Here is a 13546-nt window from a genome sequence, read left to right as displayed (position 1 = left end):
GCGGTGCACTTCAGCGGCGGGTGACGCGTATCGTCCAGTCGCCCGCCGCGTCGCGCCGCTGCACCCGGAAGGTCACGCCGGACGCCTTGTCGGTGTACGCCTGGCCCGCGGTGAAGGGCGCGTCGTTGAGGGAGTTGAAGGCGCCGCTGCTGAAGTCGCAGGCGGAGGTGCCGGGATGGCCGTCGAGGACGGTGACCGGGCCCTTGCCGGAGTCGACGTCGGTGCGTACGCGGTAGGCGAGTATCCCCTGCCGGCAGGCGTCGTTGTCGTCGCCGACCGCGGCCCGCGCCTCCAGCACGAGGACCCGGGTCGGGCCGTACGGGACGACGACGGCCTTGCGCCCGCCGGGCACTTCCACGGGGCTGAGCGTGTACGTGTCCGCGCCGCGCGCGGTGACGCAGGAGATCTGCCGGTCGGTGAGCCAGCCGAGCCGCCACTTGTGCCAGGCGAAGAGGTCGCCCTGCAGGCCCCAGTCCAGGGACATGGTGTCCCACTGCCCGGCGAGCCGGTCGGTGCGCGGGAAGTCGTCGGCGGAGTAGAGGTCGGGCAGTCCGAAGGCGTGGCCGTTCTCGTGGCTGAGGACGCGTGAGCCGGACTGGTCGTGACCGTATATCAGCGAGACCTTGTTCAGCTGGGCGCCGTCGTCGGTGGTCGCCACCGAGGCGCCGGTCCAGGTGACCGACAGCACCGCCTCGTCGGCGGGCGGGCCCGCGTTGGGTGTGACCAGGACGTTGACCAGGTCGTAGCCGCGGAAATCTATGCTCTTGTCGGCGGCCTTGAGCAGGTCGCGCATCATCGCGGTGTGCGCGTCCCACCCGTAGCCGCGGCCTATCCCGTACGCGCTGAAAGGCCGCGGCATGCGTATCCAGCGCAGCACCGGGGTGGACTCGTAGTCGAGCCGGCCGTACGAGGCGGTGGCGTACCACTGCCTGACCGCCGGGAAGAACTCGGCGTAGCGCTCGGCCGCGCTGTACGGGGCGTGCGCGTCGGGGAAGTCGATCAGCAGGGTCAGGGCGCGCACGGTGCCGGTGGACGGGGCGAACTCCGCGTCCGGGCCGCGGGCCGTGGAGTCCGGGAAGCCCTCGGACATCGCCACGCCGGGCACGGCCCGCAGAGCGCACGGCCGGGCGGCGGGCGGGGAGGCGGGCAGCGCGGGCGGGCCGCCGCCGGCCGACACCGAACTCCCGACGGCGAGCATCCCCGCGGCCCCCAGCGCCGCGAGCCGCACCCCGCGGCGCAGCCCCCGCACGGCGGCCCCCCGCCCTCCGCCGGAGGGGCCGGGGCCGCCGGGGAGGCCCGGGAGGCCGGGGGCGTCAGGCATCGCGGGCGGCCTCCCCGGCGCCGGTCGCACGCTGGGTGACCCTGACCGCCCAGTCGCCGTCCGGCTCGCGGCCGGTGACGGTCACCCGGACGCTGCCGTCGGGCAGCGCCCAGGACTCCCCCACCCCGAGCGGCGCGTCGGCCAGCGGCGGGTAGACGGAGGTGGCCGCGCACGCCGAGCTGCCCGGGTGGCCGTCGACCACGGTGACCGGCCCGTCGCCGGACTCGCGGTCCGCGCGCACCCGGTAGAGCAGCACGCCGGTGCGGCACGCGTCCGCGTCGTTTCCGGTACGCGTCCGGGCCTCGACCGCGAGCACGCTGTCCGGGCCGGTGCGCAGCACCAGCAGCCTGGTGCCGCCGCCGGGCGACTCGTCGGGGGCGAGGTCGTAGTAGGACGTGCCGGGGCCGGCGACGCAGCCGACCTGGCCGGGGCGCAGCCAGCCGAGCTTCCACTTGTGCCAGGCGAAGGGCTCGGGGGCCAGTCCGAACTGGCTGCCCATCAGGTCCCAGTCGCCCACCTGGGTGTCCCAGTCGGCGGTGCTGCCGGCCGGCGGGCGGTCGTAGAGGTCGGGCAGGTCGAAGACGTGGCCGGTCTCGTGGGCGAGCACGTTGCGGTCGGGCGGGTGGCGCTCGAAGACGGTCACCAGCCGGGCGAGCGGGTTGCCGTCGAGGGTCACGGGGCGGGCGAGGTTGACGACCTTGGTGGCGTCGGAGTCCACGCCGGGCGCGTCCGGGTCGGCGACGAGGTAGACGACGTCGTAGCCGCGGAAGTCGACCGCCGGGTCGGCGACGGTCAGCGCGTCGCGCAGGTAGGCCGTGCGGTCGGCGGCGCGCCAGTCGCGGTTGATGCGGTACGCGGTGGCCGAGCGCGGCATCGTCAGCCAGCGGTCCTCGGTGTGCAGGTGCAGCCGGAAGCGCCCGCCGGAGGCCGCGGACCAGAACCGCGCGGTCGCCGGGTAGTGGTCGGCGGCGACCTGCGCCGGGGTGAGCGCGGGCGGGGAGTCGGGGAAGGACAGGAAGACCATGAGCGCGTTCACGTCCCCCTGCGCCCGGGGGTAGCCCGCGGGCGGGGTGCCCGCCTGGACGGGGCCCGCCGCATCCACCAGGCCCTCGGAGTGGTGGGCCGCGGTGCGCGGCAGCAGGCACGCGGCCACGGGCGCGGCGTGCGCGGCGGGTCCGGTGCCGAGCGTCCAGGCGACGATCGCGCCCAGCACGCACGACCCGGCGGCCAGCGCACGCGCCCCGCGCGGGCGCCCCGGCGCGTCCGCCGCGGCACGCGCGGAGCGGACGACGCCGCCGCCCGGCGTGTCGCCTGCCGGAATGCCTGACCGCCGCACATGGACCTCCGGGGAGGGTTCGTGGGCCCGTTCGGGACACCTCGTCCACTCTGCGCGGTTTTGCGGTGACATGCGGCGTTCGGCTGCGCCGGCCGGGTGGCGCACGGGGCCGCGCACGGGCCTCCGGAGCCGAACACCCGCACGGCGGGCGGCATTACGTTCCGTGACGCTGACGGGGAATCGGTCAGGACCGTCACCGATTCGAGCAGAAACGGTCGGTGCGCCGGAGCGCGTGCGGAGAATCACCACGGCGACGCTGGATCGCCCGCTCCGCCAGCCCATATGATCGCGTGCGAGACGAGCGCGACACGGGGAGCAGGCCATGGGCGGACCCGCGGGCGGCCCCGGCGTCGACCCCGACAGCACAGCACAGGTCATCACACAGAGTCACACGTCTGCCCCACGCCCACGCGGCACCGCAGCTCGCGACGAGGCCGAGCTGCGCGACTACCGGGCCGCCTTCGCCGTGGCGAGGGCCGCGATGGCGCTGGTCTCCCCCGAGGGCGACGTGCTCGCCGCCAACCCGGCGCTCGCCACCCTGCTGGGCGCCGCACCCGAGCGCCTGGCCGCCGTCGGCGCGGGCCCGCTGCTCGGCCTGGCGGGCGACCCGCACGCCCGGGCCGCCTTCCACGACGTGCTGACCGGCCGCCGCGACAAACTGCGCTGCACCCGCCGCATCACCCGGCAGGACGACGGGGGCGCGCTGCTCGCCGAGATCACGCTGTCGCGCACCGGCGCCCGCCCGCTGCTGCTGACCGTCGAGGACATCGGCGAACGGGACGCGCTGCGCGAGCAGTTGCGGCATCTGCGGATGCACGACCCGGTCACCAAACTGCCCAACCGGGCACTGTTCTTCGAACGCCTCACCGACGCGTGCGACAGCGCGGCGGGCCGCGGCGCGGGACGTATCGGCCTGTGCTACCTGGACCTCGACGGCTTCAAGGCCGTCAACGACACCCTCGGCCACCGGGTCGGCGACGAGCTGCTCGCCGCCGTCGCCCGCCGGCTCCAGGCCTGCGCCGAGCCCGGCGGGCACCTCGTGGCCCGGCTCGGGGGCGACGAGTTCGCGCTGCTGGTGCGCGACTCCACCGGCACCGGGCAGGCGACCGCGCTCGCCGAATCCGTTCTCACCGCCCTCCAGCAGCCCTTCGACATCGCCGGGCAGCGGCTCGCGGTGTCCGCGAGCATCGGCGTCGTCGAACGCGAGGCGCCCGGCAGCTCCGCCACCGGGCTCATGCAGGCCGCCGACACCACGCTGTACTGGGCCAAGGCCGACGGCAAGGCCCGCTGGACGCTCTTCGACCCCGAGCGCAACGAACACCGGATGACCCGCCAGGCGCTCAGCCGCACCCTGCGGCAGGCCGTCGAGCGCGGCGAGTTCGTGCTCGACTACCAGCCGCTGATCGCCCTCGACACCGGCGAACTGCGCGGTGTCGAGGCACTGGTGCGGTGGGAGCACCCGCACTTCGGGCGGCTGTCGCCGAACCGCTTCATCGGCCTGGCCGAGGAGGACGGCTCGATCGTCCAGCTCGGCCGCTGGGTGCTCGCCGAGGGCTGCCGGCAGGCGCGCGCCTGGCAGCTCGCCCACCCCGACGCCCCGCCCGCGGTCAGCGTCAACGTGGCGGTGCGCCAGATGTGGGACTCCGACCTGGTCGCCGACGTCGCCGCGATCCTCGACGAGACCGGCCTGCCGCCGCGGCTGCTCCAGCTGGAGCTGACCGAGTCCGCGCTCATGGGCTCCGCCGGGCGCCCGCTCCAGGCGTTGCACGCGCTCCACGAGATGGGCGTGCGCATCGTCATCGACGACTTCGGCACGGGCTACTCCAACCTCGCCTACCTCAGCCGGCTGCCCGTCTCCGCCCTCAAGCTCGACGGTTCCTTCGTGCAGGGCTTCCGCTCCGCCGAGCACCCCAACCCCGCGGACGAGACGATCGTCGAGGCCCTCGTCCAGCTCGCCCACCGCCTCGGCCTGACGGTGACGGCGGAGTGCGTGGAGAACGCGGAGCAGGCGGAGCGGCTCCGCCGTATCGGCTGCGACACGGGTCAGGGGTGGCACTACTCCCGGCCTGTCGCGCCGGACGCGATCGCTCGGCTCATCCGCTAGCGGGGGCCGCTGCTGCGCAGGGCGGCAACCATCTGGGGCGCGTGGGGGTACCTCCCAGGCGAAGCTCTGGGGGAGAACTGCGCGACCGGCCACGACGGCGGGAAGGTCGCGCGCCGCCGCGAGTGGCACCCCCGTGCGCCGCCGGGCACCCCGAAGGGGCCCGCATCCTCGGGGGGAGGGAGGACGCGGGCCCCGGGGTGGGGCCGACCGATTTCCGGCCGGCCCCCGGAGGGATCAGCAGGAACCGAGGTCCTGCCAGACTCCCCATTCACCGGTCGTACCGGGCTCCTCGTTGGTGGTCCACCACTTGGCCTGCCACTTGTGGCTCTTCCACGAGACCTGGTTGCCGCCGACGTAGACGGCCGAGGCCGACCAGGAGGGCAGGGTGCAGGTGCCGCCCGGCGGAGTGGTCGGGGGCGTGGTCGGAGGAGTGGTGGGCGGCGTCGTCGGCGGGGTCGTCGGCGGCGTCGTGGGCGGAGTGGTCGGCGGGGTCGTCGGGGACGAGCAGCCCGAGGCCGAGCCCTTCGTGGCCGCCACGATCTTGTTGAAGAGGGTGGCCGCCGGGTCCAGGTCGAGCAGCGAGTACATCATCGAGCCGGCGAGCCCGTGGCAGTGCGCGTAGTCCGCCTTGGCCTGGATGGCCTGGGCGCCGAGGCCGGTCCAGAACTCGTTGCCGTTGTAGAACCAGTTGGACTGCGTGGCCGGGTCGTAGAAGGTGTCGGCGGGGTTGTCGACGACGCCGGTCAGCTCCTTGTAGTACGCGGTGCCCGCGACCTGGCTGATGCCGCGCGCCTGGGACGGCCCGGAGGCCGACGAGTAGAGGCCGTGGTTGCTGCCCGCGCTCACGCCGGTCCACCCGCGGTAGTACGTCGGGTAGCCCATGGTGATCTTGTTCGCGGGGAAGCCGCCGGGGATGCCGTACGCCGAGTTGCCGCTCGTCCAGGCCGTGATGGCGTGGTCGACGCTGTACTTCTCGGTGCCCGGGGCGACCGCGGTGGAGGGGTCGCTCGGCGACTGGTACAGCGGGTCCTGGAAGTTGGTGGGCCCGGTGGCGTCCCAGGCGCCGTGCATGTCGTACGTCATGATGTTCGCGTAGTCGAGATACTGGCCGATCTTGTCGGTCTCGATGTTCGCGATCTTGTCCTGGCCGGACGGCATCGCCGCGGTCAGCAGCATCTTCTTGCCGCCGTTGGCCGCGCCGTAGGCGTCCAGCTCGGTGCGGAACTCCTGGGCCAGCTTGGTGAAGTTGGCCTTGTCGTTCGGGCTGTAGTGGTTGCCGACGTGACCGTTGGGCGAGCCCGGGTACTCCCAGTCCAGGTCGAAGCCGTCGAAGATGTTCGCGGCCGCGCCGGTGCCGCCGTAGCCGCCCTGCACGGGGAGGTTGCCCTTGATGAACATGTCGATGCAGGAGCTGACCAGCTTCTTGCGGCTGGCGTCGGTCGCGGCGGCGTCCGAGAAGTACTTGGAGTAGGTCCAGCCGCCCAGCGAGATGACGATCTTCAGGTTCGGGTACTTCGCCTTGAGCTTCTTCAGCTGGTTGAAGTTGCCGACCAGCGGCTGGTTCCAGGTGTCGGCGACACCGTCGACGCTGATGTCCGACCCGAAGGACTTCTGGTAGTCGGCGAAGGCGTCGCCCGCGCCGTCACCGGCGTTGGGGTTGCTCTCGTTCGTGGAGTCGGACGCCTTCGTGGCCTCGAAACAGGTGAGGTTCGTCGGGTCGATGTTCTCGAACGAGTAGTTGAGGATGTCGAGCTTGCCGGCGATGCCCTCGGTGTCGAGGTTCTTGGGGTAGAAGGCGTTGCCGTAGATGCTCCACTGGTCGTAGTAGGCGATGTTGACACCGCCACTCGACGCTGCCGCCGCCGCGGCGGGCTGGGCCGCCGTCGAGGACGACTCCGCCTGGGCGGTGCCGAGTCCGCCGACGAGCGCGGTGAGCGCGCCGAGGGCGAGCGCGGCGCTCGTGGCCGCGGCCACGAACGCTCTCTTCCTGGACTGCACAAGAACCTCCGGGGGGAGAGGGAGGAACAACAGGGGGCTGCGGGGTATGGATAGTCCCCTGATCAAGTGCACGTCAATGGTCTGAACCAAAGCCAGGACTAGACCAATTTCCGGCCCGGCGCGGCCCGTTGTCAGTTCACGACATGAGCAAAGCCGCTCGTCAACCGGGTGACGAGCGGCTTTGACCCTGCGTGATGTTCAGCCCCGCGGTCGGTTCGGCGTTGGACCACCGGGTCGCGAGTTACCGGCAATTAACTCGCGGAGACGTCCTTGGGGAACCCGTACGCGTCCGCGATGAGGTCGTACGAACGCAGCCGGACGTCCGGTGTGTGCGCGTTCGCGGTGATCACCAGCTCGTCCGCACCGGTCCGCGCGACCAGCTCGTCGAGCCCGGTGCGCACCGTCTGCGGGTCGCCGTGGATGACGTTGCCGGTCCAGGACGACAGGAACTCCTCCTCCGCGGGGCTGAACGGATACGCCGCCGCCTCCTCCGGCGTCGGAGTCAGCCCCGGCCGGCCCATCCGGAGCCGCAGCATCCCCAGCGCGCCCGCCATCACCTGGCGGCGGGCCTCCTCCGGGTCCTCGGTCGCCAGCGCCGACACCCCGATCGAGGCGTACGGGCGGTCCAGCACCTCCGAGGGCCGGAAGGACTCGCGGTAGAGCGCGAGCGCCGGGATGGTGTTGTGCGCGGAGAAGTGGTGCGCGAAGGAGAACGGCAGCCCCAGCGCCCCGGCCAGCTGGGCGCTGAACCCGGACGAGCCCAGCAGCCAGATGCTCGGCCGGTCCGGCGACTGCACCCCGCCCTCCGCGCTGCCCTGCACCGGGCCGGGCACCGCGTGGATCCGGGAGAAGCGGTGACCGGGCGGGAAGTCGTCGTCCAGGAACCGGGTCAGCTCGGCGAGCTGCTGCGGGAAGTCGTCCGCACCCTCGTGCAGGCCCTCGGTACGGCGCAGCGCCGCCGCCGTCGCCCCGTCCGTGCCGGGCGCGCGGCCCAGGCCCAGGTCGATCCGCCCGGGGGCGAGCGCCTCCAGGGTGCCGAACTGCTCCGCGATCACCAGCGGCGCGTGGTTGGGCAGCATCACCCCGCCCGAGCCCAGCCGCAGCGTGCGGGTGTGGGCCGCCAGGTGGGCCAGGATGACCGCGGGCGAGGAACTGGCCACACCCGGCATCGAGTGGTGCTCGGCCACCCACATCCGGTGGTAGCCGCGCGTCTCCGCGGTCCTGGCGATCTCCACGCTGGTGCGCAGCGCGTCGCCCGCCGTGAGCCCGGCCCCGACCCCCAGGAGGTCCAGCACCGACAGCGGTACGGGCGCGCTGCCGCGGACCACCCCGCGGATCCCGTGCCCGGCGGGGCGCCGCTCCCGCTGCCCGCCACCACCCGTACGGCCGTCCGTCCCGCCGTTCCTACCGCCGTCCGTTCGGGCCTGCTCGTCACCCACGGCCGATGCCTCCTCGTTGCTCCTGCGTGCCGCTCGTGGCACTCGGCCCGCGCGCGCCGGGCGCGCGGAATGCTCCGGAAAAGGACAACCGGAGCGACCGCGGGGTTGTTCCCGGCCGGAAATCGCTGCATCCGGAAATCGGGCAATGCCGTCGGCATATGCCAGACAGGCCCCTTCCTGCATATACGGCCGCGGTCACGGGAAGAACGCGCCAACCTCCTCTTCCCATAACGGCTTTGGGGCTATCGTGGAAACCGGTCGGACTGCCGGCTCCACCCACATCCGGGCACGAGCCGTGACCAGCAGCGACGACCGGGACGCAAACGGTCACACCTGCAGGGGGCTACCGTGGCGCTTGAGCACCGACAGACCGCGCCGGTCTACGCGGTCCAGCACGCCTTGCGCGTACTGGAAGCCGTCGACTCGCACCGGCACGGCGTCACCGCCGACCAGCTCGCCAAGGAGATCGGGGTACCCGTCGCGTACCTCGGCCAGCTCCTCGCCATGCTGCGACGCGAGCGTTATCTCGGATTCCTGCCCGGCGGCGGCTACGTCGTCGGCGAGTCCCTGGTGCTGCTCGGCGCGGCCAACCACGACGACGCCCTCGCCGAAAAACTCCAGGCCATTCTCGTCGAGCTGCGCGACGAGGTCGGAGCGGCGGTCTATTTCAGCCGTTACGACGACGGCGAGGTCAACATCATCGACTTCGCGGCCGGTCCCGACGCCCCCAAGGTCAACGAGTGGGTCGACTTCCGCTCGGCCGCCCACGCCAGCGCCGTCGGCAAGTGCCTGCTCGCCCAGCTCGACCACAACGGGCGGCTGGAGCACCTCTCCCGGCACCGCCCCGCCCGCCTCACCTCCCGCACCGAGATCGACGACCGCGCCCTGCTCACCAAACTGGAGCGGCAGCCCGCGAGCGTCCCGACACTCGACCTCCAGGAGTACGCGGTCGGCACGGTGTGCGCGGCGATCCCGGTCACCATAGGCAAGACGGTGGCGTGCCTGGCCCTGTCGATGCCGCTCGCCAAGGCCCACCGGCTGCGCCCCGCCGTCGACACCCTCAACGAGCGGGCCGCGCCCGTCCTGCTCTCCATGAGCATCTGAGCCGCGCCCGCGGGTCCCCCGGAAGAGTGGTCATCGGCACCCCTCCGGAGGACGTATAGTTGTCCTCGTTGCGCCGCTAGCTCAGTTGGTTAGAGCAGCTGACTCTTAATCAGCGGGTCCGGGGTTCGAGTCCCTGGCGGCGCACCACCGAGGCCCGTACGCACTGCGTACGGGCCTCTTTCTCGTACCCGGCTCAGGCCCAGTGGGCGGGACGGCCCAGGCCGTCCGGAAGGCGGGTCGCCGCGTCACCGGCCGCCCCGCCGAGCTGGGTGGCGGTCACGAACAGCGCGCCGCGCAGATCCGCCGCCCGCAGATCCGCGCCCCGCACGTCCGCGCCGATCAGATCCGCGGACCGCAGGTCCGCACCCCGCAGATCCGCGCCCACCAGCAGGGCCCCGCGCAATTCCGCGCCACGCAGATCGGCGCGGCGCAGCCTCGCCCCCGCGAGGTCGGCGCCGCCCAGCGCGCGGGCCCGCGGAAAACGCGCGCGGGCCAGCGCGGAGGCCTCCCGCAGCACCGGCACGACCCGGGCCCGCTCGGCGGCGACGTCCAGCGCGAGCAGCTCGTCCGCGCCGCCCAGGCTCAGCGCCTCGACCCGCTCCGCCGCCGCCGCGGCCGCCGGGTGCAGCCTCTCGGCCGCGGGCAGCGCCCGCACATCCGCGAGGTAGCGCAGCAGCTCGTGCAGCTGCCGCACGACCGGCAGCACCGCGAACATCGCCCGGCCCCCGTCTGCCGCGTCGCGCCAGCCGCGCCCGCCGAAGGTGTGCCGGGAGATCTTCTGGCCCGCACCGAAGCAGTCGTACGCGGTGCAGCCCGCGTAGCCGCGGTCGCGCAGCCGGTCGTGGATGCCGCACCTGTGCGAGCCGTCGAGGTGTTCGCACGCCTCGCCGGGTGCCTTGTCCCGCGGGAAGTCCGCGGAGCGCGTGAAGGCGAGGGCGACGCAGCACAGCCCGAAGCACTTCGCGCAATCCGCTTGCAGCGCGCTCACCGTCTTGGGCTCCTTCCGTCGACCCCGGCCCCTATGGTGCCGCACCCCAGCCCCCCCGGCCTGCCCCGTCCCTCCCCGTGGGACCTTACGGCCGGTGGATGGTTGCTCGCGCAGTTCTCCCCCAGAGCTTCGCCTGGGGGTACCCCCACGCGCCCCTGGGTGATTGCCACTTGCGGTGGCACACCCCCTTCCGGCCGGTGGGGGCTGAGCGCGCAGTTCCTCGCGCCCCTAAAAACGCTCGCCCTCGTGCGCGAGGGGCCGCCCCCGCAGGGGCTCGCGCTTGCGGCGCGGGGCGACACACCAGGGGCGCGTGGGGGTACCCCCAGGCGAAGCTCTGGGGGAGAACTGCGCGGCCAGCCACAACGCACGGAAGATCGCGCGTGCCACCGCAAGGGGCAGCCCGGGGCGCTCCCCCGGTTACGCGCCCGGCAGGGCGCTGGGCTTCAGCGGCGTGTAGAGCCACGTCGTGAAGAAGGTGCCGAGGTCGCGGCCGGAGAGCCGCTCCGCGAGGGCGCGGAATTCGGCGATCGTCCCGTTGCCGTAGCGGTGCTGCGCGGGCCACGCGCGCAGGAGCGCGCGGAACGCGGGGTCGCCGATCGTCGTGCGGAGGGCCTGGATCGCGACGGCGCCGCGGTCGTACACCGCGTCGTCGAACTGCTTGTCCGGCCCCGGGTCGCCCGGCTTCACCGTCCAGAAGGGGTCGTCGGCCGGGTAGGAGTCGTACGTCTGGCGGGCGGCCTGCTGGGTCGTGGGGCCGCCCTGGTGCTCGGCCCACAGCCAGCTGCCGTACGTGGCGAAGCCCTCGTTGAGCCAGATGTCGGACCACCGCTCCAGCGAGACGTCGTCGCCCCACCACTGGTGGGACAGCTCGTGCGCGACCGTGCCGTTGCCGTCGGCGGTGGCGAAGACGGAGGGGCTGTAGAAGACGCGGGTCTGCGCTTCGAGGGAGAAGTGCGAGGGGACGTCGGGGACGTAGCCGCCGGCCGCGTCGAAGGGGTAGGGCCCGAACCAGGTGCTGAGGAAGTCGATGATGTCGGCGGTCTGCTCGACGCCCTTGCGGGCGTTCGCCGCGGTGGTGGCGGGCAGCGCGGTGCTGTACGCGTTGATGACGGGGACGCCGGTGCGGGTGCGGCTGTGGGTGATGTCGAAGTGGCCGACGGCGAGCGTGGCGAGGTAGGTGGCCTGGGGGGCGTCCTGCCGCCAGTGGTAGCCGGTCCAGCCGCCCGCGGTGTGCTGGGAGACGAGCAGGCCGTTGCTGATGGCCTGCTCGCCCTCGGGGACGCGCACGGTCACGTCGTAGGTGGCCTTGTCCAGCGGGTGGTCGTTGCTGGGGAACCACCACCAGGCCGATTCGGGTTCGTTGGCGGCGACCCCGCCGTCGGCGGTGCGCTGCCAGGACGTGAAGCCGTAGCGCTGCACGCCGGAGGGCACGCCGGTGTACGTGACGGTGACGGTGAAGGGGCGGCCGCGCGGCAGGGTGCGGTCGGGGGTGACGACGAGTTCCTGCTCGCCGCTGGTCGCGAAGTGCGCGGGGCGGCCGTCGACGGTGACCTTGCCGACGGTGAGGGCGAAGTCGAGGTCGAAGGAGGTGAGGCCCTGCGTGGCGGTGGCGCGGATGGTGGCGGTGCCGGACAGGGTGTCGGTCGCGGGCTGGTAGCGCAGGTCGAGGTCGTAGTGGGAGACGTCGTAGCCGCCGTTTCCGTACGTGGGGTAGTACGGGTCGCCGATGCCGGGGGCGCCGGGTCCGGCGGACGCGGCGGACGCGGGGATCACCAGCAGGTAGCCGAGTACGGCGGCGGTGGCGGTCGCGAGCAGACTCTTTCGCACCGAGTGTCCTCCCGTGCGGGACGTGATGGGCTGACAGGGACACGTCGACCGTAGGGAGCCGACCCCGCTCCCAGCCACCCCATCGCCCCCATCTGTCGCAGAAACTTCACCCGGCGCAACACATGACGGCCCGTCGGACCCGGATGGCATGCCGTCACCCACGCGGGCCGGGAACCCCGCCGCCGTCCGGGCCGTTCCGGGAGGGAGCGGTGTCGATCACCCGGGCGCAACGCGGGCGTCACGGGTACGGGCGGATAGGTTCACCATGTGAAGATTGTCTGGTTGAGGAAGGCCCTCCTGCGGGTGGAGGGCGAGTATCTGGCCCGCCTGGGTCTTTCGCTGCCGCTGGCCACCATCGGGCTGGTCGTCGTCGCGGACCTGATCGCCGGCCGGGACCACTTCCTCACCCCCGGCATCGTGGTCGCCCCGCCGCTCGCCGCGATCACCGTCAGCTGGCGCAAGACGGCCTTCGTCGGCGTGCTCGGCCTGTTCGTGCAGGCCGCGCTCGCCCCGTACGACGGCATCACCGACATCCCCGACCACGACGTCTTCTTCGGCCAGGCCTTCGCGTACGCGCTCGTCAGCCTCTTCAGCGTCTACATCGCGTGGCGGCGGGAGACGGGCGCGAAGGCCTTCACCGCGATCGCGTCCGTCGCCGAGGCCGCGCAGCACGCCCTGATGCGCCCGCCGGCCCCGCGGGTCGGCCCGGTGCGGCTCGCCGTGCGGTACGTGTCCGCCGCCGACGCGGCGCAGATCGGCGGCGACCTCTACGCGGTGCTGGAGACCCCGCACGGGGTGCGGGCGCTCATCGGGGACGTGCGCGGCAAGGGCCTGGCCGCGGTGCAGACCTCGGCGGTCGTGCTCGGCGCCTTCCGCGAGGCCGCGTTCGACGAGGGCGGGCTCGACACGGTCGCCCGCCGGGTGGACACCAGCGTCGGGCGGCACGTCAGCACCGGGGACTTCATCACCGCGCTCTTCGCCCAGTTCGACACCCCCGGCTCCGTCGAGCTGCTGCACTACGGGCACGTGGCGCCGCTGCGGGTCGCGCGCGACGGCGCGGTCGAGACACTCGACCCGCCCGAGCCGTGGGCCCCGCTCGGCCTCGCCGACCTCGTGCCCGGTGACGACGGGCCGGTCGCCTGGCGCGTGCCGCTCACCACGGGGGACGTCCTGGTGCTGTGCACGGACGGGGTGATCGAGGCGCGCAGCCCGCTCGACGGCACGTTCTACCCGCTGGCCGAGCGGGTCGGGCCGATCGTCGCCGCCGCCGAGCACGATCTCGACGCCGCGGTCGAGCGGGTCTTCGCCGACCTGCTGCGGCACGCGGGCGGCTCCCTGTCCGACGACGTCGTGCTGCTCCTGCTGGCCCCGCAGCCGCGCGCCCTCCCCGTCCACCCGCCGGACCCGCCGCTGCCGGGCTGAGCCGGTC

The 13546-nt window shown here is 73.2% G+C and carries 9 protein-coding genes, 1 tRNA gene and 1 pseudogene; 5 read left to right on the top strand and 6 right to left on the bottom strand.

What is annotated here, in order from left to right:
* Nucleotides 1–10: 10 nt before the first annotated feature.
* A complete protein-coding gene (locus ACH4PY_RS15000) occupies nucleotides 11–1321 on the bottom strand; it encodes a M6 family metalloprotease domain-containing protein (protein WP_398181246.1) in 1311 nt (436 codons plus the stop codon).
* A complete protein-coding gene (locus tag ACH4PY_RS14995; RefSeq protein ID WP_398182116.1) occupies nucleotides 1314–2642 on the bottom strand; it encodes a M6 family metalloprotease domain-containing protein in 1329 nt (442 codons plus the stop codon). The genes ACH4PY_RS15000 and ACH4PY_RS14995 overlap by 8 nt, the downstream gene beginning before the upstream one ends.
* 337 nt (nucleotides 2643–2979) lie before the next feature.
* On the opposite strand from ACH4PY_RS14995, the gene ACH4PY_RS14990 reads away from it, so the two are divergent.
* Together ACH4PY_RS14990 and ACH4PY_RS14985 are read left to right on the top strand one after the other, a co-directional pair.
* Nucleotides 2980–4761 carry a putative bifunctional diguanylate cyclase/phosphodiesterase gene (locus ACH4PY_RS14990; RefSeq protein ID WP_398181243.1) on the top strand — a complete coding sequence of 594 codons (1782 nt, stop codon included), beginning with the start codon at nucleotides 2980–2982 and terminating at the stop codon, nucleotides 4759–4761.
* 385 nt (nucleotides 4762–5146) lie between these two features.
* Complete coding sequence (locus ACH4PY_RS14985; protein WP_398182113.1) at nucleotides 5147–5383, top strand: glycine zipper domain-containing protein; 237 nt, start codon at nucleotides 5147–5149, stop codon at nucleotides 5381–5383.
* Here the strand turns inward: ACH4PY_RS14985 and ACH4PY_RS14980 are convergent.
* Nucleotides 5350–6735: pseudogene (locus tag ACH4PY_RS14980) on the bottom strand (glycoside hydrolase family 18 protein); the annotation flags it as partial. The gene ACH4PY_RS14985 and the pseudogene ACH4PY_RS14980 sit on opposite strands and share 34 nt — an antisense overlap.
* Nucleotides 6736–7010: 275 nt before the next feature.
* Nucleotides 7011–8198 (bottom strand): LLM class flavin-dependent oxidoreductase, encoded by a 1188-nt coding sequence (locus tag ACH4PY_RS14975; protein WP_398181240.1) that lies wholly within the window; start codon nucleotides 8196–8198, stop codon nucleotides 7011–7013.
* A 348-nt stretch (nucleotides 8199–8546) separates the two neighbouring features.
* On the opposite strand from ACH4PY_RS14975, the gene ACH4PY_RS14970 reads away from it, so the two are divergent.
* Nucleotides 8547–9302, top strand: a complete 756-nt coding sequence (locus ACH4PY_RS14970; protein ID WP_398181237.1) for an IclR family transcriptional regulator — start codon at nucleotides 8547–8549, stop codon at nucleotides 9300–9302.
* A 70-nt stretch (nucleotides 9303–9372) separates the two neighbouring features.
* Nucleotides 9373–9449: transfer RNA gene (locus ACH4PY_RS14965), tRNA-Lys, on the top strand.
* Nucleotides 9450–9495: 46 nt separating this feature from the next.
* Here ACH4PY_RS14965 and ACH4PY_RS14960 read toward each other — a convergent pair.
* Both ACH4PY_RS14960 and ACH4PY_RS14955 read right to left on the bottom strand, forming a co-directional pair.
* Nucleotides 9496–10290, bottom strand: coding sequence for a pentapeptide repeat-containing protein (locus tag ACH4PY_RS14960; protein ID WP_398181234.1), 795 nt, complete (start codon nucleotides 10288–10290; stop codon nucleotides 9496–9498).
* Nucleotides 10291–10707: 417 nt separating this feature from the next.
* The gene (locus ACH4PY_RS14955; protein WP_398181231.1) at nucleotides 10708–12117 is read right to left on the bottom strand and encodes a M1 family metallopeptidase; all 1410 of its coding nucleotides are present in this window, start codon (nucleotides 12115–12117) and stop codon (nucleotides 10708–10710) included.
* A 282-nt stretch (nucleotides 12118–12399) separates the two neighbouring features.
* Here ACH4PY_RS14955 and ACH4PY_RS14950 point away from each other — a divergent pair, with 282 nt between their 5' ends.
* Nucleotides 12400–13539: a PP2C family protein-serine/threonine phosphatase gene (locus ACH4PY_RS14950; RefSeq protein WP_398181229.1), complete on the top strand. Its 1140-nt coding sequence runs from the start codon at nucleotides 12400–12402 to the stop codon at nucleotides 13537–13539.
* Nucleotides 13540–13546: the final 7 nt, after the last annotated feature.

This window comes from Streptomyces sp. NPDC021224, from assembly GCF_044332905.1.
Taxonomy (GTDB): Bacteria; Actinomycetota; Actinomycetes; order Streptomycetales; family Streptomycetaceae; genus Actinacidiphila.
The sequence above is the reverse complement of the archived record's forward strand: the minus strand, read 5'-3'. Positions and strand labels throughout refer to the sequence as shown.

Excerpts from the sequence above, each read along its gene's own strand:
- ACH4PY_RS15000 (WP_398181246.1), bottom strand. The coding sequence starts at position 1,321 with ATGCCTGACGCCCCCGGCCTCCCGGGCCTCCCCGGCGGCCCCGGCCCC.
- ACH4PY_RS14990 (WP_398181243.1), top strand. The coding sequence starts at position 2,980 with ATGGGCGGACCCGCGGGCGGCCCCGGCGTCGACCCCGACAGCACAGCA.